Annotated in this window: 17 protein-coding genes and 1 pseudogene; 7 read left to right on the top strand and 11 right to left on the bottom strand. The window is 56.3% G+C overall.

From position 1 onward, the window contains the following. From RBA40_RS31475 to RBA40_RS31460, 4 genes are all read right to left on the bottom strand, one after another. Window positions 1-4,419 (bottom strand): AMP-binding protein (locus RBA40_RS31475; RefSeq protein ID WP_306652675.1); only part of this gene is annotated, 4,419 nt, incomplete at its 3' end. An 84-nt stretch (window positions 4,420-4,503) separates the two neighbouring features. Beyond that, window positions 4,504-5,469: a transposase gene (locus tag RBA40_RS31470; protein ID WP_306652673.1), complete on the bottom strand. Its 966-nt coding sequence runs from the start codon at window positions 5,467-5,469 to the stop codon at window positions 4,504-4,506. A gap of 608 nt (window positions 5,470-6,077) precedes the next feature. Beyond that, on the bottom strand, window positions 6,078-7,460 hold the full coding sequence (locus RBA40_RS31465; protein ID WP_306652677.1) for an IS1380 family transposase: 1,383 nt from the start codon (window positions 7,458-7,460) through the stop codon (window positions 6,078-6,080). 101 nt (window positions 7,461-7,561) lie between these two features. Next, window positions 7,562-9,190, bottom strand: coding sequence for a glycoside hydrolase family 10-like protein (locus tag RBA40_RS31460; protein WP_306652671.1), 1,629 nt, complete (start codon window positions 9,188-9,190; stop codon window positions 7,562-7,564). 51 nt (window positions 9,191-9,241) lie between these two features. Here RBA40_RS31460 and RBA40_RS31455 point away from each other — a divergent pair. After that, window positions 9,242-9,852: pseudogene (locus tag RBA40_RS31455) on the top strand (transposase). A gap of 116 nt (window positions 9,853-9,968) precedes the next feature. On the opposite strand, the gene RBA40_RS31450 reads toward RBA40_RS31455, so the two are convergent. Together RBA40_RS31450 and RBA40_RS31445 are read right to left on the bottom strand one after the other, a co-directional pair. Next, complete coding sequence (locus tag RBA40_RS31450; protein ID WP_306652669.1) at window positions 9,969-10,211, bottom strand: hypothetical protein; 243 nt, start codon at window positions 10,209-10,211, stop codon at window positions 9,969-9,971. Window positions 10,212-10,387: 176 nt separating this feature from the next. Beyond that, on the bottom strand, window positions 10,388-11,341 hold the full coding sequence (locus RBA40_RS31445) for an IS5 family transposase (protein WP_306652667.1): 954 nt from the start codon (window positions 11,339-11,341) through the stop codon (window positions 10,388-10,390). Between the two features lie 159 nt (window positions 11,342-11,500). Here RBA40_RS31445 and RBA40_RS31440 point away from each other — a divergent pair, with 159 nt between their 5' ends. Beyond that, entirely contained in the window at window positions 11,501-13,468 is a 1,968-nt protein-coding gene (locus RBA40_RS31440; RefSeq protein ID WP_306652666.1) for a cellulase family glycosylhydrolase, read from the top strand. Window positions 13,469-13,499: 31 nt separating this feature from the next. Continuing rightward, window positions 13,500-14,402 (top strand): spherulation-specific family 4 protein, encoded by a 903-nt coding sequence (locus tag RBA40_RS31435; RefSeq protein WP_306652664.1) that lies wholly within the window; start codon window positions 13,500-13,502, stop codon window positions 14,400-14,402. Between the two features lie 79 nt (window positions 14,403-14,481). On the opposite strand, the gene RBA40_RS31430 is transcribed toward RBA40_RS31435, so the two are convergent. The 4 genes from RBA40_RS31430 to RBA40_RS31415 all read right to left on the bottom strand — a co-directional run bounded on the left by RBA40_RS31430 (window position 14,482) and on the right by RBA40_RS31415 (window position 18,285). Beyond that, window positions 14,482-14,964 (bottom strand): hypothetical protein, encoded by a 483-nt coding sequence (locus RBA40_RS31430; protein WP_306652662.1) that lies wholly within the window; start codon window positions 14,962-14,964, stop codon window positions 14,482-14,484. Between the two features lie 25 nt (window positions 14,965-14,989). After that, window positions 14,990-15,352, bottom strand: coding sequence for a hypothetical protein (locus RBA40_RS31425; protein WP_306652660.1), 363 nt, complete (start codon window positions 15,350-15,352; stop codon window positions 14,990-14,992). Between the two features lie 28 nt (window positions 15,353-15,380). Further along, on the bottom strand, window positions 15,381-15,764 hold the full coding sequence (locus RBA40_RS31420) for a lytic polysaccharide monooxygenase (RefSeq protein ID WP_306652659.1): 384 nt from the start codon (window positions 15,762-15,764) through the stop codon (window positions 15,381-15,383). Between the two features lie 70 nt (window positions 15,765-15,834). Next, window positions 15,835-18,285 (bottom strand): RICIN domain-containing protein, encoded by a 2,451-nt coding sequence (locus RBA40_RS31415; RefSeq protein WP_306652657.1) that lies wholly within the window; start codon window positions 18,283-18,285, stop codon window positions 15,835-15,837. A gap of 44 nt (window positions 18,286-18,329) precedes the next feature. Between RBA40_RS31415 and RBA40_RS31410 the strand changes: the two genes are divergently transcribed. The 4 genes from RBA40_RS31410 to RBA40_RS31395 all read left to right on the top strand — a co-directional run bounded on the left by RBA40_RS31410 (window position 18,330) and on the right by RBA40_RS31395 (window position 21,515). Then, window positions 18,330-19,334 (top strand): AraC family transcriptional regulator, encoded by a 1,005-nt coding sequence (locus tag RBA40_RS31410; protein ID WP_306652656.1) that lies wholly within the window; start codon window positions 18,330-18,332, stop codon window positions 19,332-19,334. 138 nt (window positions 19,335-19,472) lie between these two features. Beyond that, window positions 19,473-19,784: a hypothetical protein gene (locus tag RBA40_RS31405; RefSeq protein WP_306652654.1), complete on the top strand. Its 312-nt coding sequence runs from the start codon at window positions 19,473-19,475 to the stop codon at window positions 19,782-19,784. Window positions 19,785-19,852: 68 nt separating this feature from the next. Further along, window positions 19,853-20,032, top strand: coding sequence for a hypothetical protein (locus RBA40_RS31400; protein WP_306652653.1), 180 nt, complete (start codon window positions 19,853-19,855; stop codon window positions 20,030-20,032). Continuing rightward, entirely contained in the window at window positions 20,025-21,515 is a 1,491-nt protein-coding gene (locus RBA40_RS31395; protein ID WP_306652651.1) for a PepSY-associated TM helix domain-containing protein, read from the top strand. Before RBA40_RS31400 ends, RBA40_RS31395 begins: the two co-directional genes overlap by 8 nt. A 28-nt stretch (window positions 21,516-21,543) precedes the next feature. Here the strand turns inward: RBA40_RS31395 and RBA40_RS31390 are convergent, their stop codons facing one another. Then, window positions 21,544-22,305 carry a thioesterase II family protein gene (locus RBA40_RS31390; RefSeq protein ID WP_306652650.1) on the bottom strand — a complete coding sequence of 254 codons (762 nt, stop codon included), beginning with the start codon at window positions 22,303-22,305 and terminating at the stop codon, window positions 21,544-21,546. Window positions 22,306-22,310 lie beyond the last annotated feature (5 nt).

The raw sequence follows: 22,310 nt of genomic DNA, 5'->3' as shown, positions 1-22,310 counted from the left end.
ACGGCCAATGGGTAAATCATTGCTATTTGGAAGATTGTCGGTTGGCTCAAAAACGATACATCCGACTACTGTTTCAGTTGGTCCGTATTCGTTCACAAGACGTGCAGAAGGAACCAGTTCTTGCCACAATTTTACGGTTGCAGTGGGAAGTGCTTCTCCACCCACCACCATTAATTCTATGAAGCATTGAACACCATCCTCTTGAAAACGCTGCCCCAGAATTTTCAAATGGGGCGGTGTAATTTTTAGCAAGCTCCATGACGATTGCTGCAAAAGAGATTCTAATGAGACCAATTCCTGCCCTTCACGAATCAAAGTGGTTGTGCCACCGCTGATCAGTGGCACATATAAACTGGTGATCGTCGCATCGAAAGCAATGGGTGAAGAAATAATCGAACTTTTTTTAGTTTGAGACGCATAATAGGTGCTTGCCCAGAAAAGATAATTGTTCAACGCATGATGCTCAACCATCACCCCCTTAGGTGTGCCGGTTGATCCCGAGGTATAAATTACATAAGCCAGGTGGTTGGGAGTAATGCCCAATGCTTTTGCATCTGGATTATGTTCAGGCGAAGCAAGGGGTTGATCCAATAACAGGGTAGGTAAAGACAATGCGGCTTGCGCCCACTGCGCTACGGTTTCTTCTAATGGGCTTTGTGTCAGAAGGGCCCTTGGCGCACTGTCGGTGAGCATATGCACTAGGCGCTCCTGTGGATAGCTTGGGTCGAGCGGAACATAAGCACCGCCAGCTTTTAAGATCCCTAGTAAGCCCACCACCATCTCTAAGCTGCGCTCAACACAGATCGCCACCCGGTCGTCAGGACGGATTCCGAGCCCAATTAACGCATGCGCCACTTGATTGGCCCGTTTGTTTAAAGCGTCGTACGTCAAAAACTGCTCTTCAAACACCACCGCAATGGCATCAGGAGAATTGGCCACCTGAGCTTCAAACAACTGATGGGTCAATTGGTCATGTGGGTAATCAACAGCCGTATCGTTAAAGTCAACAATCAGTTGCTTATATTGTTCGGGTGTGAGTAGCGGTAATTGACTGATACGTTTTGTTTCATCAGCGGCCATGCCAGAAAGCAGGACTTGTAGATGACCGATTAGCCGCTCCATCGTGGCATGCTCAAACAAATCACTGGCATACTCTAAACTACCTGTGATAAATCCTCCTGCTTCCGACAAAGACAAAGTCAAGTCAAATTGCGTTGTGCGGTGTGGGGTTGCGATGTCCGATAGGATTAAGCCTGGTAAGCTCAATTCACCACCCATGGGGGTATTTTGCAATACCAGCATGGCCTGAAACACAGCGCTATGACTTAAACTGCGTACGGGTTTAATGGCATCGACCACTTGTTCAAATGGAATATCTTGATGCGCATACGCTTCTAAGGTATTGGCTCTTACTTGTGTCAGTAATTGCACCACGCTCGGATCATCGTCCATCTGAACACGCAATGCTAAGGTGTTCACAAAAAATCCGATGAGCGATTCAATTTCAGAACGCTGACGATTGGCGAAAGGAGTGCCAATCACCACATCGTTCTGCCCACTCATACGAGACAATAGGGCTGACCAGCCTGCCAAAAACGTCATAAACAAAGTGGCGCCATGGCGCTGACTGAGAGCGCGTAGATCTTGCGTTAATGCCGCGGGCAGTGTGACGGCAATACGCTTACCCTGATAGCTTTGGACGGAAGGACGAGGATGGTCGGTGGGCATTTCCAACAGAGCCGGTGCCCCAACCAGATGCTGCTGCCAGTAATTGACTTGCTGCTGTAATACTTCCCCTTGCAACCATTCCTTTTGCCAAGCAGCATAATCAGCATATTGAATGCTTAAGGGCGGGAGTGGATCGGGTTGCTGCTGGCTAAATGCCGTATATAAGGCAGAAAACTCTTGTACCAGTATGCCGATAGACCAGCCATCGGAAACAATATGGTGCTGCGTTACTAATAAAATGTGTTCCTGATCAGATAAACGTAATAAACAGCCTCGAATCAGTGGTCCGGTGGACAAATCAAAAGGTGCGCGAGCTTCTTCTTCAGTATAACTTACAACAGCCGCCTCTTGCTCATTGCCAATAAAGTCAGACAGATCCACCTCTTGCAGCGCAAAACCGACATCAGCTGGGGCAAAGAGCTGTACTGGTTGTCCATCGTCTTGTGTGACAAAAGAGGTACGTAAAGCTTCGTGACGCGCCAAAATACGATCTAGAGCAGCTTGCAATGCGGCTTGATTTAACTGTCCCTGCAAGCGTAATCCCGCCGGTATATGATAAGCCGCCCCTGCTGCATGATCTAATTGATCAAGGAACCAGAGACGCTGCTGTGCAAAGGAGAGAGGTAGTGCACCATCACGGTTGGCTGGAAGAATTGCTGATAAGGTTGTGCATGCACTCTGGCCTATGCCCTGTGCTAGAGCAGTTAATGTCGGATACGCAAACAAATCACGCAGTGCCAGTTCAGTGCCTAAGGATGTACGTATGCGCGAGGCAAATTGTACTGCTAAGAGCGAATGCCCACCTAATTCAAAGAAATGATCATGGCGACCAACCCGTTCTAGTCCTAAGAGCTCTTGCCAAATATTGGCTATGGCGATCTCGATCTCCCCTTGCGGGGCTTCATAGGATAGGGATTGCCTTGAGAGCGATATTGAATTAACGTTTTCAGTTTGGTGCCAAGACCAAGTAAAAGCAAACTGATTGGTGTCGTAGAGCTCTTTGCAGCGCCCGCGCTGAATTTTGCCGCTGGAAGTGCGGGGGATATGACCAGTTTTTACCAAAAAAATAGTAGCTACATTCATGATTTCATGTTGCTCTACAAGCGCCGAAAGAATTTTTTCTGCCAGTTGATCAACGACCGCTTCTTTTCTGGATTCAATTTCTTGGATAATCACCAGTTGCGTCGTCTCGTTATCTTCCAAAGAAAAAACAGCGCAACCATTCACGCGAAAAGCAGGATCTAATCGTTCAATAGTGGCTTCTACATCTTGGGGATAGATATTGCGCCCTTTAAAGACCATCATCTCCTTAATGCGTCCTGTAATGTATAGCTCACCTTGATGGATAGAGCCAAGATCACCGGTTCTTAAATATTTCGTGTTGTCATCTCCTCCCGCAAGAATTCCGCCAAACACTTGCCCACTTTCTTCAGGAAGGTTCCAATATTCTTGCGCGACAGATGGACCGCGTATCCATATTTCTCCTATGGAATTTTCCGAGCATTGCATGCAAGAGCTTGGATCAACAATAATGACGGAGTGATCAAGTTGTTCGGCGAGGCCAGTGGAGACGAGTTCAACAGACTCTGTAGCAGCATCAGAAATTTCGAGAGTATTACGTGTAAGTGCTACTTTGTTAACGTGCAGCATTTTGGGCATTTCCCCCACACTTTTGCGCATGTTGGCCGATACAAAGAGAACCGATTCTGCCAAGCCATACGCTGGGGTCATGGCCTCTGGTTTTAACCCACATTGAAGAAACGCTTCAGAAAATCTACGTAAAGTGCCATAGCGGATGCGCTCGGCACCATTCACCAATATTTCAACGCAGCTTAAATCGAGTTGCTTCTTTTGTTGGTCGGATATCTGTTTAACGCATAGCTCATAAGCAAAATTGGGCGCGCCGGTCATTCGTGCCTGATAATCGGATAGCAGTTTTAACCACCGGTAAGGGCGAATTAAAAAAGCAGCAGGGGGAAATTGTACGCAATGGCATCCCACGAAGACCGGGAGTGCGATCGCGCCAATCAGGCCAAAATCATGATGAGGTGGCAGCCATGAAACGTAGGTATCCTCTTCTCTTAGGCCATAGACGGTTTGGCTTAGCACCATATTTGCAAGCAGATTTTTATGGCTTACCATCACGCCCTTAGGATTGCCTGTGGAGCCAGACGTGTACTGCAAAAATACGATATCTGATGGTTGTGCGTTTGTAGGTTTCCAATGAAAAGATAGGTCGGTTAGATTGTCTGAAGAAAACCAGATTAACTGGGCGAGTGCATCGTGGTTGTCTGCATTGAGTTCCTGCATGCGTTGTACAGTAGCAGGTGTGCCGAGGGCGGCAGCGGCGTTAGAATTTTTTGCAATAACCTGCAGTCTTGGTGAGGTGCGCTGATTAGTGGGCGGCACTGCTGGTACGGCGATAACCCCAGCATAGATACAGGCAAAGAAACTGATGATGTATTCTAAACTGGGAGGGTAAAGCAGTAGAACACGGTCTCCTGGGCTTGTGATTTTTTGAAGGTGGGCTGCGATACTGCGCGCTTGTAAGTCTAATTCAGCATAAGTAACAGATCCGCTGACTGTTTCCCCGTCATTAAGATAAGTGAAGGCCGTTTTATTGGCTGTTCCTGAGATATCTGATGCACGATATTGGAGGAGGGTGATAAGGGTATGAAATGAGGTCGTCAATTTATTATGTATGGTGGAACCTTTGCAAAAACGTGTCAATCACGACTATTTCTGCAAAGGATGATTAAAGAAATGGCTCTTTGATTATCCGTAGCAATTAGTTAGGCATAAATTCGAACGCTTGAAGGCCGAGAAATAGCCGCTGAAAATCTTTTTTGATTTTTGATCGTCCATGGCATCACGTTTGACAACTTTGATTTTATTGAAAGGAAGCGCGGATTTATTCGATTCCATCCTTCCTGCGCAGGCGGGATCCGTCCGTATCAAGAACTTGAATCCCCCGCTTTCGCGAGGATGACGATTAAATCTGTATTCCCTTAAGTGTTTCAATGAATTGAACCCGCTTTTTTTGGGATCTCTAAAATAGTTGGCAATGAATGGCATTATTTCTTCAGGATTGAAGTAAACGTGCAAAATGTAGCACGAGCGCAGACCTTCCTTTGGACGCCAGGCGCGAGCGCTTTTGAGATTGGAGCGCTGCAAACGATACATCGTGTTGATCTGATCTACATTCCAGGCGGAATGGTCCTTGCGCATACCCCAGAACATTCCCTTGAGCGACTTGCGGTCAGTCCCAAGCGCTGCCTTAACGACGCGTGGCTGCTGGCGCATTTCCCCGCGCCGTACCTTGTCCATTGCCGCGTTGGCCAGCGCAATCACGTGGAACCGGTCAAAGCTGATTTGAGCCTGGGGCGATATTTCAGTTACCCCCGTGGTGTACGCGGCGCTCATGTCCATGCACACGTGCTTGATATCGTCAGGATCGCCGCCGTGCTCAATCAAGTCCTCTTTGAATTTACGCTTAACGCGATCAAGAATGCGCTGGCCTTCCATCGCGCATGCAGGAAAAGGCAGTCGCTTAGCGTTGCAGTCGATCTCGAAATTGATCCGCCGTTTACTGGTATCTAAATTCACCGGGTTTACTCCCCAAGGCGATTTCAACCCTAGGGCAGAGGTAAACAAGGCTTCGACGCCAATAATCATTGCAGGTTCCTTAAAACGATCAGGGGTTCTTGCTGTGAACAGACCGACCTCGCGCGGCGTTTGCATGGTCGTCGCCATGGCGTGCCATGACGGCGGCCATGCACCAGCGTATGGGCCCTGCACAGCGTCAAGGGTAAGCTTCGCCGGATCGCGCTACGCGCAAAACGCCCTTGACCCTGTTCCGGGCCGGATACAAGAGGGCATGCAGTCGCGCCATCATGATCAGGTGAGGTGTCACGGCACTAAACCGCTATGGTAGCCGAAGTCAACTTCCACTCAAAAGGACATTTGGCCAAAAAAGGAGATCTCACTATTTCAACCACCTCAGCTTGCTTCATGTTCGCCAGACTCCAATATAATTATTGAGCAATAATTATACTTCACCCCACCGAATGCCATTCTCCGGCGTAGAACCCCAAAAGAATTTTTTCGGCATTTTAATACGACACAGCCTGAATCACCATAAAAACCATGAAAAAAACGCCACATCTAACCTGAATGTTTCATAAACTGCCGCTGCGGTCCCTGCTCGTCACCACAGGGCCTCCCGATATTGATTCCTGATGTTGCGGGCAATGGCCCCCTACCCAATTTAACGTGACATCTGTGGATCGGTATGCGGTGGATGCTTGGGGGTGTGGTGGTCAGTTCTCGGCAGACCGGACGTGGTTCACTCAGGACGAGTTGATCGCTCTGATCCGCAGTGGCAGATATAGTCGCTCGGTCAGTGTGTGAAGCAGATGTTTGAGCGGACAGGCGCTTGGCAGAGGAAGGACGATCCGGTTTTTGTACTGTTTGACCTGCACTGCGATCTTGAACAGCTTGGCGATGACCGTCGAGGGTTGTGCCTGCGACAGCGCGGTATGCCGCAGTGCCTGTGTTCTCAGCTGCTGGTGCAGGATATAAGCAGCGGCATGCAGCAGCAAGCGCATGCAGTTGGCCAGAAAGCTGGTGCAGGAAGTATGGTCGGCGGCCAGATCGTCCTTGAGATGTTTGATGTAGTTTCCGGCCTGGCCGCGCGCACAGAAAATGTCTTCGTACAGCATGCCGGCATCGAGTCCAGGTAAGGAGGTGACGATGAAACGCGTGTTCTCGCCAAGCGCCATGACCTCGGCCTTGAGCAGTACGCGCCAGGCTCTCGGCCATGAGCGTGCCTTGTAGCTGAATTCGTCGAACAGGCGTACAGCATTGGGCGGGACGTCCTGCGACTGGGCCTCAACCCACCGCTCGATAGCGCGCAGCCTGGTCGGCTCGGCCATCGCCATGAGCTTAACGTTGCAGGAGAATCCGAAGATGAAGTCCACGTTCCGCATGCTGTCAATCAGGCCCATCAATTCAGGGCCGCTGAAGTGGCCGTCATCACGAACGAGGATGTGGGTGTCGGGAAAACGCAGGCGTATCCGTTTTAGAACGCGGCGCATGATCATCGCGTTCTCTTCGCCGAATGGACGTCTTCCCGGGCGCGGTACAGCGGCGATCAGGCCGCCCGATTGGCCGTCGAAAATCATCAGCGCCAGGTAGCAGGTCGAACGGTCATGGTGGTTATACAACGCCAGCGTCTGCTGGCCGTAGCAAGCGTCTTCGGAGTGATCGAGGTCGAGAATCAAACTCTTTGGCGGCCTGGCAAAGCTGGCGATGAACTGCTCCACGAGGGCTTCGCTGACGCGGTAGATATCCTGGCGCCTGGCGGCGTGCTCGAAGCGCGAGATCGTCGCCCCGGATGCCAGCGCGGCGTCATCGTCGAGCGGCAGACGGGCAGCGCCAAGCTTGAACATCGGGTCGTGGCGCAAACTGTTCGCGTCGTTGCCGTCCTCATAGCCGCAGCCGATTTGGTAGATGCGCTGCGTCAGACGATCGTGATAGGAATGGCTGACGTAACTCTGATGGCGGCGGTCCGGCAGGGCTGCAGCGAGGCGCTTGGTCAGGCCAATCTGAAGGTCGACGCCACGCCGAAAAACCGGACCGAGATCGGACGACAAGCCGCCGCCGGCGAAATCGGCACGGACGCTATGAGCGGGAATGGATGCAAAACGAAGCTGCTCCCCGGTAGAATTCATGTCGGGCAAGGTGGCGTTCGTGTTGATGACGGTGTTTCTAGATAACTCACATTCTATCAATCACTTACGGCATCCTTGCCCTTTTTTATGCAAAATTCAGGCTAAAAGTGCATACCTCGTTTTTTGGTGATACGCGTGCTTTCGTTGCCTACCCGATCTACAGAACTGATGACCACTTCATTCACCTTCCCGAACTGGTCTTCGGCATGAATTTCAAAGGATTTTTGTGCCGCGTTATGGATTTGAAAACGCCATACATTACCCATTTTTACCCATACAGCATACTGCGCAATGACTTTATCGGAAGGCTTGGTAACACTCACTTTGACACCCTTATCACTGGCGACAGTTTCAATAGATGGAGGACGCGGAGGATGATTGTCCAACCAAGGTGAAGCCGGTATTAAAGCTGGACTGGTATAAGTCGTGGATTTTAATAACTCATTAATCGAGCGACGATTTTCACTGAATACTTTAAAACTAAAATGTACATGCCCGGTTGAAGATGAGCGAGCACGCGTCAACTGAATCTGATTGGCAATTTCTGCAGGCTGCCAACTTTCTTCTTTGTCATTTTCATTTTCTTTTTCAATGATGCGGCTAATTTTCATGCCGGGCCATAGGTGGCGCTGCTGATGATTTTGCGTAATCCAATAATCCAATAAAACCGGATAGGCTTGCGGCTTTTTATCAATCGCCCAATACAGTTGCGGCGTAAAATAATCCAACCAACCCTTGTTAAACCATAACTCTGCATCGGCATACAATTTATCGTATTGGCTAAAACCAGTAATACCTGCAGGCACACGATCTGCGCGACCCATGCCAATGGGACTGATGCCAAATTTCACCCAGGCTTTTTCCTTATGTAAGCTTGTGTAAACTTTCTCGATCAAATCATTAACATTTTTTCTGCGCCAATTAGCACGCTGCAATCGCCCCCCGCCTGCAATATAGCGATTCCATGCGTCGCTATCCGGAAAATCAATTTCAACATTTGTACCGGGCGTTTTAATCGGATAAGGATAAAAATAATCATCAATATGAATGCCATCTACATCATAGCGGCGGACCACATCCAAAAACACATCCAAGGTACGCTGGGAAGCAAACGCGTCACCCGGATCCATCCATAAATAGCCATCATATGATTTCACTGCCCCAGGATGAGTCACGCCAATATGATTGGGCGCCAAGGGTGATTTGGCAGTTCTATGTTTAGCCCGATAAGGATTAAACCAAGCATGCAATTCGATGTTTCGGGCATGCGCCTCATCAATCCACATTTTGAGTGGGTCATAAAAAGGTTTTGGGGCTTTACCTTGAGTGCCGGTTAAATATTCAGTCCAAGGTTCATAATTGGATGGGTAAATTGCATCGGCACTGGGACGGACTTGCAAAAGTATCGCATTCAGATGAAGCGCTTTTGCCCGCTCTAGAATCGCAATCATTTCTGCTTTTTGCTGTGCTACCGTGAGATCTTTTTTACTGGGCCAATCGATATTCGCAACTGTTGCAACCCAGGCTCCACGGAATTCGCGTGGCGCCGGTGGTGGAACATCCCCTTTTACTTCTACCGCGATGGTAGGCGCTGCTGTCACGCCTGGTATGGTACTTGGCGATGTATTGAAATTCACGCTATTGCAGGCCGATAACAAGCCACCTAAGGTAAATAGCGCCGCGCTATACCGAGCTAAATACGGTTTTTTAAAAAAATGAATTGCGTTCAAAGTGGTCCCCTTTAATAATTTTGATACTGTAATAAACCAACGCTTTGCCACATATACAGGGCGCTCGCCGCTAGACGGGTTACCGCCGGGGAAAGCAACTCGGTGGTGGCCAAGGAGCTCGGCCTGAGCGACCAGACGCTGCGCAACTGGGTCAAAGCTGCGGCGGCGGGCAAGCTCGTTGGCGCTGGCAGCAAGGTGGTGACACCGGAAGCGATGGAGTTGTCCCGGTTGCGAGTCGAAGTTGCTCGCCTGAAGCGGGAGAACGAAATCATAAAAAAAGCAGCGCGTACTTTGCGCGAGATGTTCGGTGAAGTACGCCTGGATTGACACGCACGCCCAGTCTTTTGCGCTTAACGAAATGTACACCATTCTCGATGTGAGCATCAGCGGCTACCGCGCTTGGAAGAGCGGCGGCACACTCGACCACCGGAAAGGAAACTGTTGGGACAACGTCCCGACAGAGAGCTGGTTCAACAGCTTCATGAACAAACGCTACCATGGCCTGCGCTACGCTACGCATGCTGAAATAAAGGCAGCAAGCTTTGAATATATCGATGTGTTTTATAATCGCAAGCGGCCATTCAACGCTTCGCTACAAATCACCAATTCAGTATATGGAACGCTGGACGAGTGAACAAAATCAGGAAAAGCGGGCAGCATAAAATCCATTCGATGGAAGACGAAATATCGAGGGAACCTCAGAGTGGCCACAACGGCGCCAGCGCGCCGCGTACTATCGGCGACACCCAAGGTTTTCAGGACAATTCCGCGCAGCTCTTCAAAGATCGGCGCATCGCGGTTGGCATTGGTAATGCTTCTGGTTGCCCACCCCGTGCACCGCCACCAGACCGGATGCCTCCGGACGCGCCAATTCCCGCTGCACGGCACCGGAGCCTTCTTGCGAAAGCCCGATCAGCTCATTGGCGTAAAACGAGCGTCCTGATTGACTAAAAAGCAACGCTAGGAACCGCTGTTGTGTTTTTGTGAAAAGCGCATCGGCATATGTACCCATATTAGGCATGTTAATACCCAATATGGGCATTGTCAAACTAGAGGGCACCTCGAATAACCGCCGATTTCAGCGGCATCGGCATGTTCGACATGTGAATGGGGCGCGGCAATGCGTGAACAACGCCGTTTCCGCGCCATTTTTCAGGGCCCCTGGATCATTCTCGGTGGTCTGACGGACCTGGGGCGTCAGAACGCCTCGACCCCGGCCTCCTTCAGGTAAATCAAGCGCTGCAAATTGTAGGCAGCGACCTTCCAATTGAGCTGCAGCGTTGCGCGTGGTAGCCCGATTGAGCGCACGACCTTGCCGCCCAGCTGCGCCAGTCCGGCGAACACATGCTCGACGCGGGCACGCGTCTTGGCAATGCGACGGTTACGTCGCTCCTGCGCTTCCGAGATCGGATTGTCTTTCGTGCCCTTGCGCTGAAAGTGCATGCGCCAGCCTTGCTTGGTGAGCCGCTCTTCACGCTCGCCATCGACGTAGCCCTTGTCGGCCAGGATGTCGCGACTCGTGTTGTTCGGATCGAGCACGTCTTCGAAGTAACGGGTGTCGTGTTCACTGGCCGTGCTCACCTTGATCTTGCGCACCAGCTTGTAGCGCTTGTCGGCGTTGGCCGACACCTTGTAGCCGTAAAAGGACTTGCCGTGCTTCTTGGTCCAGCGGGCATCGGTATCTTTTTGGCGGCGCTTTGCTGGCCCCCATGTGATTGGCATGGCCCCTTCGGCAACCAGCGCCTTCTCTTCCTTGCTAAATGACTGTTTGGGAGCCTGGACGATGCTCGCATCGATCATCTGCCCGCCGCGAGCGATGTAGCCATGCTTGGACAGTTGCTTGTCAGCCGCTTCGAAGATGCTCTCGCTGGCATTTGCTTGGATGAGCGGCTCCTTGAATGTCCAGATCGTTGTGCGTTCCGGGATCTGGCTGCTGGCCCGCAGGCCGACGAAACGCTGAAAACTTAGTCGGTCGAGCAGTTGAAATGCGGTGTCCGCATCAGCCGCCTTCTGTCGAACGCTCCCATCGGGAAGGGGCGCGATGCCATCCGTGCTTCCCCGGCAGCGAACAGGAGAGGGCGCATCCCGCCCGTCAATCGTCTCTGGTTCGTGTGTGGACACTGGTGTGGAAAATTGGCGCGTCATGTCCATATGGGCGTGCGCTGATGTCAATGCGAAATGCCGCGAGCAGGTGAATGATGTGGACTGGGCAACGGCAAAACTTCGCCTTGCCGTGAAAACGTTTTCACAGGTTGACGCGTCCAAGTACGGGGGGCAGCTTGATATAGGGGGTAGCCATGCCGTCGTGGCGTGCCCGCGCTAGCTCTTCCGGGAAATTGTTATCAGCATTCAATCCAACAAGGCGCCAGTGGATATACCCGTTGGCGCCACGCCGGCATTGCCCTAGCTGGAGCGTTTTGCCATTGTTGGAAGAAAGGAGCAACCAGACGCGCACTACTGTTGATTCAATCTAAAAATAATCTACATCCATGGAGACGCACAATGAAATCGGAAATGAACTTACGGAAACTGGTGAAATCACTGGTATTGGCCAGCGCTATCGCCTTCCCGCTGCACGGCTGGGCTGCAACGGCGAGCATGACAACGACCTCCTGGAATGGCGGATTCGAAGGTAAGGTCGTTATCGCGCAAGATGCCAGCGGACCGCTGAAGAACTGGCGCGTCACGTTCACCGCGCCGTTCAACATCACCCGGATCTGGAACGCGCGCATCATTTCCCATACCGGCAACCAGTATGTCATCGGTCCCGATGTCTACAATGCCGATATTGCGGCCAACGGCATGGCAGCGTTCGGATTTACCAGCAGCGGGAGCGATATGAGCCATTCGGCGTTCATCGTAGCCGGCGCAACTACCCAGGATCCGCCACCGCCACCGCCTTCCACTACGCCACCACCGGCCGGCGGCTTCGTCAACGCCCATGGTCAGCTGAAAGTCGCCAACGCCAGGCTGGTCGACAAAAACGGAATTCCGGTTCAGCTCAAGGGAATGAGTTCGCACGGCCTGCAATGGTTCCCCGAGTTTGTCAATCAAGGCAGCATGAAGACCTTGCGCGACGACTGGGGAATGACGGTATTTCGCGCCGCAATGTACACCGTGGACGGCGGATACATCGACAATCCGGGCGTGATCAATAAGGTGTACGAGGCAATCGACGCCGCAATCGCGCTGAACGTGTACATCATCGTCGACTGGCATATTCTCAAGGATAACGACCCCAACACGCACATAGCGGCCGCCAAGGTATTTTTCGACAAGGTCGCGCGCCGCTATCCAAACAGTCCGAATGTCATCTATGAAATCGCCAACGAGCCCAACAGCGGCGTGAAATGGGGCGAGAAAATCAAACCCTATGCGCAGGAAGTCATTCCGGTGATCAGGGCGGTATCGCCCTCCAGTATCGTCATCGTCGGTACCGAGAACTGGAGCCAGCGCCCCGATATCGCCGCCCTGGACCCTCTGGCGTTTAATAACGTCATGTACTCCATCCATTTTTATGCTTGCACGCACCAGCAGGACTACCGCGCCTATGTCAGCGATGCGATGACGCGCGGCGCCGCCGTGTTCGCGACCGAGTGGGGTACCACCAATTCCAGCGGCGACGGTGCACTTTGCCTGGGCGAAGCAGCCACCTGGCTCGACTTCTTCGACAAGCAAAAAATCAGCTGGGTTAACTGGTCGCTGACCGACAAGGCGGAGGGCACCGCGGCCTTGAAAAACGCTGCGGGCGCGCGTGGCGTTGGTGATAACTGGACCGATGAGCGCCTCACGCCATCGGGACTATTCGTCAAGGAGAAGATGCGGGCCGGCTCTGCTTCCGGCCAGTTCGACCCGAGCGCGTTTTACAAGATCGTCAGCGCCAGCAGCGGCAAGGCGCTCGATATCCTGGGCGGCTCGGTGAATAACGGTGCCGGCTTGATCCAGCGCACCTACTCCGGCGCCGAACACCAGCAGTTCCGCATTGTCGATGCCGGGGCGGGGTACGCGAAAATCATCAACCGCCGAAGCGGGAAGGCGATTGAAGTGCAGGGCTGGTCCGCGACCGCCGGCGGCGTCATCGATCAATGGGATGACTTGACAAACAATAACCAGCTATGGCGGGTCACCGCCGCGAATGGCAGTTATAAGCTGATCAACAAGCACAGTGCGATGGCGATGGACGTTCCAGGCAATTCGATGGCCGAAGGTAGCGCCCTCATCCAGTGGCCCGACGCGGGCACGCCCAACCAGCAATGGATCATTTCAAAAGTCCAATAGCAGCGCACGGAAAAACCAAGGAGACGAACCCATGAAACAAAGAGATAAAAAACTGCTCGCCATCGCGGCATCCGTTCTGACCGCCGCCGCATTATCGACGGCCCCGGGCATGGCGCATGCTGGCGCCGGCACGGTCAACTTCGGCATGGTCGCTTATTGGGGCGAGGTGGCCAGCACCTACGGCGGGCAGATTCCCTCCGGCGCCTACGTGGTGATCAACCCGAACAGCGGCGCCCTGGGCTTGAGCCCGCGCCAGATGGAAAACTACAAGGCGGTCATCGCCAACATCCGCAGCCAGGGCGGCAAAGTGCTGGGCTATGTGGCCACGGGCTACGATCAAAACACGATGGAGGAAAAGACGCGCTATGCGGCCATCGACGGCAATGTGCGGGCTTACAAACATGCGCTCGGCGGCGTCGACGGCTATTTCTTCGACGAAGCCGCGTTCGACGACAGCGCCTTGAGCGAACCACGGAAATGCGACGGCACCGTGGCGAAGTGGCGGGCGATTCGCGCCACCCTGGGGATGGTCGGCGAGCACGCCGCCCTCACAGTGTGGAATGCCGGCTGGCCCGGCACGAATGCCTGCTTCATCGGCGCCGCGCAAGCTGGTGAACACGCCGTGATGTACGAGGCCGGCTACGCCGATTATGCCAGTCGTGCCAGCTGGCTCAATGGCCCTGTGCAAAGTGTCGCTAATGCGGCCGGCGTGAAAACCTGGGTGCTGGTCCACTCGGCCAACCAGGCGCAGATGCAACAGGTTGTGAAGACCACGGCGGCACACTATGTCTACGTCACCAGCATGACGCACAACCGGACGCTTCCATGGGGCGGCCCCATCTGGAACTACACGGCCTCCTACTGGGGTAACGCCACGCACGCCGGTTCCGAGCGCTGGTGCCTGAAAAATCTCAAGGATGGCGGTTCCTGCTAAGCCACCGGCCGAGGTCCGGCGCCGCGCAGGGCAGGGCGCTGCCGAAGGGACCCGCGGGCCCCTTCGGCATTCGGCTCGCTTAGGGCGCGATCCACGCATCCTGCCAAGCGCTTCCGACTCCCGGTTCATAGTGCGGCGAGGTGGCGCTCCACTGCGCGCACCAGCCGCCGTGCGGCAGCGGTTTGCAGGTGTAGACCTTGCCGTCTTTCGGTTGCAGGACCCTGGTGCTACTCTTGTAGCTCGACAGCGAAGCGGGGAAGACGTAGGCATATGTCGCGCTGCCCTCATCCGTCAGCGTGAGCGGGAAGGATGTTTGCAGCAGCGCGCCGCCATTCTTGAGCACCGCCTTCAACACCAGCTTGTGCGCGCCCGCCTTCAGGCCGTTCAGGCTGACCGACAGTTGCGCGCTGTTGTTGGTCAGCAGCGCGGTGGCATATCCCTTCGCCACGCCGGCCTGGTCGTACACGTAGGCGCTTAGCTCCATGGCGCTGGCGGCGTTGACGCTGAAACGGATCGTCGACTGGCCGCTCTTGATCGCGTAGGTGGCGCGCAAGTCGCTCACGCTGAAGTCCGCCTGTGCTGGCGTGTCATCCTTGTCGAGCTCGATTTCGACCCGGGTCCACGGGCTGCCTGTCTTTGCATGGACCGGGTTTTTGCCCGAATGCCGGGGTGATCCGGCCATCCTGGCCGAGCTGCCCCGCCCGCAGCTGCGCTTGCTCGGCGTTGATGCGGGTGGCCAGCTGATGGGCCCAGTTATTGCGCAAGCCCTCGCTGGCGCTGCCGATCGTGATCCGTGTTTCCAGTTCCGGGTGCTCGCCGGCCGCGTCGAACACGCGCGTGGTCACGCTGTCGCCGATGGCCAGGTCGAGCGAGGGGTGAATCGTGCCGCGCTCGCTCCATGGCGATGACGGGGCCGTGCACCGGTGGCTGGGCGCCGAAGGAGGCTGCACGTTGCCGCCGTCTCGAATGAGGCGCGGCTCAGTTTCCGGTTCGATCCCAGTCGGCCTTGGTGATGAAATAGCGCCAGTCCCGGGTTTTGTGGGGCATGGTAAATTCCCACTTGAAGGTGTTGGGGCCGGCCTGCAGCGCGTGCTTGATCCAGCGGCCGCTGGCTTGTTCGTTCAGTTCGCTGAACGGGGCGCGCCCGGCCGCGGCGATGACGCCGTCCGCCGGCCCCTGTTCAGGGAAGCGTGAAGGGCCCTCGAGGCTGTGCGGGTCCCATTGCACCGCTCCGCAGTAATTATCGACGCTTTTGTTGCAAAGATAGCCGCGTGCTTCGGGCTGCACCAGGTAGCCGTGGGCCGGGGCGTTTGCGCTGCGCAGCATGGCGCATGTGGCGGCGATGGTCGAACGTGTTTTCATGATGGTTTCCTTTGACGGCCGCCTGGAGGCCGTCATCAATGGGTCGGCCGCCGGGCGGCGGCATGGGGGCCTATCGCGCGATAGTCCACTGCTGGGTTGCCGAACCGTTGTCGGCGGACTGGATCAGCGCCGCGCCGTTGCCGGACGCATTGCTGACATCGAGCGCGAGGCCACTGTTTTTGTTGATCAGCTTAAAGTTCTGACCGACCGGCACGATTTTCCAGAGCTGGTTATCGTTGCCGAAATTCTCCCATTGGTCGACCACCGCACCGGCGTTCCGCGACCAGTCGCGCACTTCCATGACTTTGCGGCTGTTCTTATTGGTCAGAACATGGTAGCCGTCACGGCTCAGGACGAGTTGCCAGGCCTGGTTTGTGCCCCCGTTCGGCGTGTACTGGACCAGGCCGGTCCCGTTCGCGACCGACGCTTGCGGCACGTCGACCGCTTTCTTGCTGCTCGCATTGGTCATGACGTAGGACGCCGCCGGATCGAATGGTCCGGATGGGGTGCTGGCCTGCCCCAGCGTGACCACGGCGTACGAGCTGGCCGGACTCAGGTTCCCGTTGTTGTCCTCGGCTTGCACCACATAGTAAAACGTGCCGCTGGCCGGCAGTTCCTCGGTATCGACAAACGAGGTGCCAGTCGTTTGCCCGACCATATTGCGGTAGGCCGGGGCCGTGTTCGGCTTGGTCAAGCGGTGGATGTTGTAGTGGTGAACGCCGCTGCCGCCCGGATCCACGCTTTCCGTCCACCTCAGTTCGACACCCCGTGTCTGATTGCCCCAGCCGGAAACGCCGGCAGGCATGGACGGTGGCGTCCTTTCCTGGAAGCCGAGCTTGCTGCCGGCGTCGAACCCGGTTGCGCGCGTCCAGTCGGCCAGCGAGCCATAGAATGTGCCGAATTTATATGCGGAAAACTGCTTGCCGTCGCCGCTATAGATCCGGTTGCCATCCACCTTGTCGATGATCGCTTTCGGTGTGATGCGCCAGGCGTGGATGCCGGAAACACCGGGGCGAAGGACTATATGATTGTCGCGCACCTCATTGCTGGTCCAGCTTCCGCCGGAGTTGGAGGTCACGGAAATGCCAACGGTTTCCGGCTGGCTGACAATGACCGTATTCTGGCGCACGTCGATATTGTTCACGCCCAGCGGCATCAGCGGTGCAGGCAGAAAATCCATGATGGAAATTTGTCCCGGAACGTTCACCGTCGCCTGGTTGTTTTCCACTTTGTTATTGTAGATTTTGCTGTTGTTGTTCTGCATCGTGGTGATGCCGGCGCCGAGATTATCATGCGCATAGTTATATTGCATCAATACGTTGTCGGTGTACCAGTCGATGTTCAAGCCAGCGCCGTCGTAGCCCGAATTGGCATCTTGCATGCCATGAACCTCATTGAACTTCATGACGATATCCTTGCTGCTGATCGGCCAGATGCCGCCCGGCCCGGATTCCTCGCCCTTCGGCCAGGCACCCTGGTACATCCCGCCGTGGTGTGCATAGTTCCATTTGATTTCGCCGCCCGTCACGTTCGCCATCACGATGCCGGAACTGCCAAAATCCCATAATTCATTGCGGTTGATCTTGACTCTGCGGAACATCGTTTTTGTATGCAGCTTGCTGCCGCCGTCATAAGCGGAGGTGCTGATCACGCCCCACCCGACATTGCTGATCTTGTTGTTGGCGATCGTCAGATTAGTCAGGGCGGGAACGGTGCGACCGCTGGTCAGGTTTGACTCGACCAACAGGCCATGCGTATTCCTGTTGTAATTGAATCCCTCAATGACATTGTCGTGAAAATGAAGATGATCGTGGGTCTTGTTCTGGGTTCTGTCGTTGTAAATGAAGTTGACGATGCGTGTGACGGGCTTCAGTCTTTTATTACCCGCGGCATCCACGGTGAACTCCAGCATGTTTCCCTGGGTTTGGGTGTTTTGAAATTTCAGATAACTGATCTCGTAGCCGCTGAGATTGTAGGCCGCCAGCGCGGTGCCGGGAACCGCGATCACCGGCAGCGAGCCGCTGCCGTATGCCGAGATGACGATCGGCGCCGCGGCGCTACCGTTTCCCCGTAGGTCGCTCAGATACAGCTGGGTGCTCCACACGTCGCCGCGTTTGAGAAGGAACTTGTCGCCGGGCGACCTGACTTGTTCGTTGATTTTACCCAGCGATTTCCAGGGCGTGGAGGGGCTTGCGCCATCATTGTTATCGTTACCACTGGCACTTAAATAATACGTTTTACCCGCGTTGGCCACGGATGCAGCCGCCTCGGCCCCCAGCGGCAGCAGGCTCATTCCCAGAAGCGCCAACGACGTGATGCCTGCGCCGATGCTCAATTGCTGTTTCAAATTTATCTCCTCAGACGGCCTTGTCAGCCGCCGCAACTCCGCAACCGCGCGGTCGCGATTGATTCCGCCCCCATCATTCGCGTTATGATCGGAATTGACATTGACATCATCGGATCGGCATATGGACATTTCGCGCCAATTTTCCGAAATGGCTACTTCATCCGCGCCGCGCATGCAAACATCGCCATTTCGCGACACTCTTTTGGAACAGCAACCCGATGCCTGAAACCTATACCGTCTCCACAAGCTTCCTGCGTCCCCTCCTGGCTGCGGTCGAGGAGGCGGGAATTGCGCCGGCAAGCGCGTTGCAAGGCACCCCGCTGACGGTGGAGCACTTGATGGTGCCGAACAGCCGCATCGGCATCGGCATTGCGCGCATGATCTGGCAGCGGGCTGTGAAACTGACCCGCGACGATCTGCTCGGTCTGGCGGTGGCGGAAAAAATGAAGCCGTCCACGTTTCATACGCTGGGAATGGCTTTTCTCAGTTCCGCCACGCTCGCTCATGCCGTCGACCTGACGGTGCGCTACCAGCGGCTGGTCAGCGAAGCGGGCATGTTGCATACCGAGCCCCTGGACAATGGGCAACTTGCACTGGTGCAGGCCGAGCAAAATGGCAAGCCAGCCTTGCTGGCGCAGCAAACGGAAGCGCTGATCGCGGGCATGCATCTGCAATCGCGCTCGCTCACGCAACGCCTGATCGTTCCTGTGGAAGTGCATTTTCGCCATCCGCCGCAAGGCGATGCGGCCCGGTATGTCGCTTGCTTCGGCGTGCTGCCGCAATTTAACGCTGACGCGCATCGGATCATCTTCGCGCGTGACGATCTGCAGCGGCCTTTACCGTATGCCGACGAGGAGCTTTGCCGCAGGCACTGCGACTGGGCCGACCAGCAATGTGCTTCGCTGCCGGCGATCGGCTACGTCGCCAGTTACGCGGTGCAATGGCTGTCGAGCCGTGTGGGGGGCAATGTGGGCGTTGCAGATCTGGCTAATGCGCTTGGAATGAGCGTGCGCAACTTGCAGCGTGCGCTGCGCGACGAAGGGACGTCCTGGCGCACGCTGGTCGATGGCGCACGGCGCGAGGCGCTGTCACGTCTGCTGCAAACCGGGGTGTCGCTCGAGGCGGCGGCGCAGCAGCTCGGCTACCACGATGCGAGCAGCGTCAGCCGCGCGGGCCGGCGCTGGTTCGGCGAGCCGCCGAAACGGTGGAGCGAACGTCAATAACGTAGCGTAACCTGAATCGCAAATTTCCAGCAAGGCCTCGCTCCAGGCATCCTGGCGGCCCTACCGCTATGCAAGAAGACGTTGACGACGTGAAACGCTCACTGTAGAATCAAATGATAATCATTCTCGTTCGCATCCATGCCGACCTTCCTCGTCCTCCTGTTCTCTATGCAAATCCTGGTGTTGGCCCAGCGCCAGGCTGGTGGGGGCAGGGTACGCAGCGTCCTCATGGCACTGGGCTTGGCCGGCCTGGGCGCCGGTTTCGCGCTGAGCGCCTATGTGAGTGGCGTTGAGCGCGGCGCGGCGGTGTGGGTGGCCAGCCTGATGGCGGCCGGACTCATGGCGCCGCTTGTTGCGATCCCGATCGCGCGCCTCCACGCCGCGATGCAGTCGAGCCGGATGCGGGTGTTCGTTCCGATCGGCCAGCGCCTGCCGGCCACGGCCAAGTGACATGCCGGATCCTGGTCTCCTTCTTCGGGAGCCTGGTCCTGGCCGTCGGTTTCGGGTTGGCGTGGGCCTTGCTGTTCCCTTCCACGCGCACAAATAATATTTTTTTCGGCGGCATGCTGATGCCGGTTGCCTGGGTCTTGGCCATGCTGTGGCTATGGTTCAGCAGCTGGAAGCAACTATGGCTGCGTCTGCTCCTTGCGGCGATGCTGCTCTACAGTGCAGTCTTCCTGGGCTACCGCTTTGGCTGACCACCCGCAGGCCGACAGCCGCAAAGCCTGGTACCTTCTTCACTCGTGGGCTGGGATCGTGCTTGCCCTGGCCATCTATGTGGTCTGCGCATCGGGCTGCGTTGCGCTGTTCGTGCACGAACTCCAGCTGTGGCAATATCCCGAGCTGCAACGCATTGCCGCGCCCGCCGGCGGCGTGGTGAACGTGAAGGCCGTGCTGAACGAAGCCAAACTGGCTGGACTGATACAAGAGCGCGCCACGTTGCAGCTGCCCCGTTATTCGAATGCCGTCATCCTGCGCCTGCAGGACGACTCCGGGCGCATGGCCGTTTTCGATCCGACCTCGGGCGCACTGCTCGGCATCAAGTCCGAGGGCTTCGGACGCGCCCTGCGCGTGCTGCATTCCGATCTGTTGCTGCCGTTCCCGTGGGGGACGTTCCTGACCGGCTTCCTCGGCGTCACCTTGATGTTCCTGGTGCTGACCGGCGTTGTCATGCATCGCCGCTTCTATCGGGATATCTTCACCTTGCGAACCGGCCGCAGCTGGCGTTTAAGCTGGTCGGACGCGCATAAGCTGGCGGGCACCTGGGGCATCGCTTTCCTGGGCATGATGGGATTTACCGGCAGTGTGCTCGGCCTTGCCGGCCTGTTGCTGCTGCAAACCGCGGTGGTGGCGCACAAAGGCGACTCCGGCAAGGCCTACGCCGAGATTGGGGGCAAGACGGAGCGCGCCAGCGGAACCCCGGCGCCGCTGGGCGCAACCGCGCCGATGCTGGTGCGCGACATCCGCGGCGAGCCGTTCATTCCGCGCTTTTTTACGATCGCTAATATTGGCGACGAGAAGGCGACGGTCACCGTGGAAGGCGAGCGTCCCGATTACCTCAGCACCAACGACCGTAAAGTGTTCGATCGCGAGGGCCGCCTGCTGGCCACACCGCGCGGCGTGGGCAATGGCGCCGGCTGGCGCACTTACTCCGCGCTTCTGCCGCTGCACTTCGCCGAATTCGGCGATGCCACGCTCAAGTTCATGTATTTACTGCTGGGGATTGCCGCATGCCTGATGCCGGTGTCGGGCATTCTGCTGTGGCTGGACCGGCACCGGCGCGACAACACCATGGCGCGCGCGCAGCATCTGATGCGCGGCCTGGCTGCCGGCGTGACGATCGGTTTTCCCATCGCGGTCGCCGTCCTGTTCCTCGCCGCGCGCCTGGCGCCGCAGTGGATGGCACAGCAGGGCAATCCCGTTCTCGCCCTGTGCTCCGCCTGGCTGGCTACCGTGGCCTGGGGCTTGTGGCGCGCCGAACAGCCGCATGTCGAGCGCGGCTTGCTCGGCCTGGCCGGCATCCTGTTTGTGCTGGTGGCGCCCGTCAACGCTTGGGTGAGCGGCGATGCCGTCCTGTTTGCCATCGCACAGCCACTCCACACCAGCCATGTCGTCGACGGCGTGATGCTGGCGCTGGGATTAATCCTGCTGGCGGCCTATCGCCACCTGAAGCAGTATTGACGCGTCGCGGCTGCGAATCGCCGCGCCGTCACGCTGCCGCCTCGATCATCTGCATCAGTTCGGCCTGCATCTGCGCGAGCACCGCCTCGCGCGCGCTCTGGATGAAGAAGTGATCGCCCGCGAAGCGGTGCAGCCTGATCGTCTCGGTCGTTTCGTCCTGCCAGTCCGACAGGTCATCGAAGGCCACATGCGGATCGAGATCTCCACCATACACGCTCACCGGAAGCGCGAGCGGGGCGCCGCTGCGGTATTCGTAGTCGGCCGCCAGCGCGAAATCGGCGCGTACCGTCGGCAGCATCAGGGCCATCAGCTCCGGCTCATCGAGCGCCGCGGCCGGGGCGCCGTTGTACTGGCGAAGGGCGGCGATCAGATCGGCATCGCCAAGTTCGTGCAGGCGGCGCGACAGCAGGCGGCGGCGCGGCGCAACGCAGCCCGAGACGAACAGGCGTTCCGGCACCGGACCGGCGCGACGCTGGCAGTAGCGCGCCAGTTCGAAGGCAAGCAGGCCACCGAGGCTGTGCCCGAAAAAGGCAAACGGCAGCTCGTCGCCCAGGTCGATCACCTGCGCCAGCGTTTCCACCACCAGGGCCAGTGAACGCATGGGCGGCTCGCCGAGGCGGGCGCCGCGCCCGGGCAGCTGGATGGCGCATACTTCGATGGCGGGGTCCAGTGCGGCTTGCCACGCGTAGTAGCCGGCGGCATTGCCGCCGGCGTACGAAAAGCAGAACAGGCGCATGCGGCGCTGTGCGCCAGGCTGCCGGACCAGCCAGCGGTTACGTTCGATATTCATGAGTG

The sequence above is a fragment of the Massilia pseudoviolaceinigra genome (genome assembly GCF_030846505.1).
GTDB classification, from domain to species: domain Bacteria; phylum Pseudomonadota; class Gammaproteobacteria; order Burkholderiales; family Burkholderiaceae_D; genus Telluria_A; species Telluria_A violaceinigra.
The sequence above is the reverse complement of the archived record's forward strand: the minus strand, read 5'-3'. Positions and strand labels throughout refer to the sequence as shown.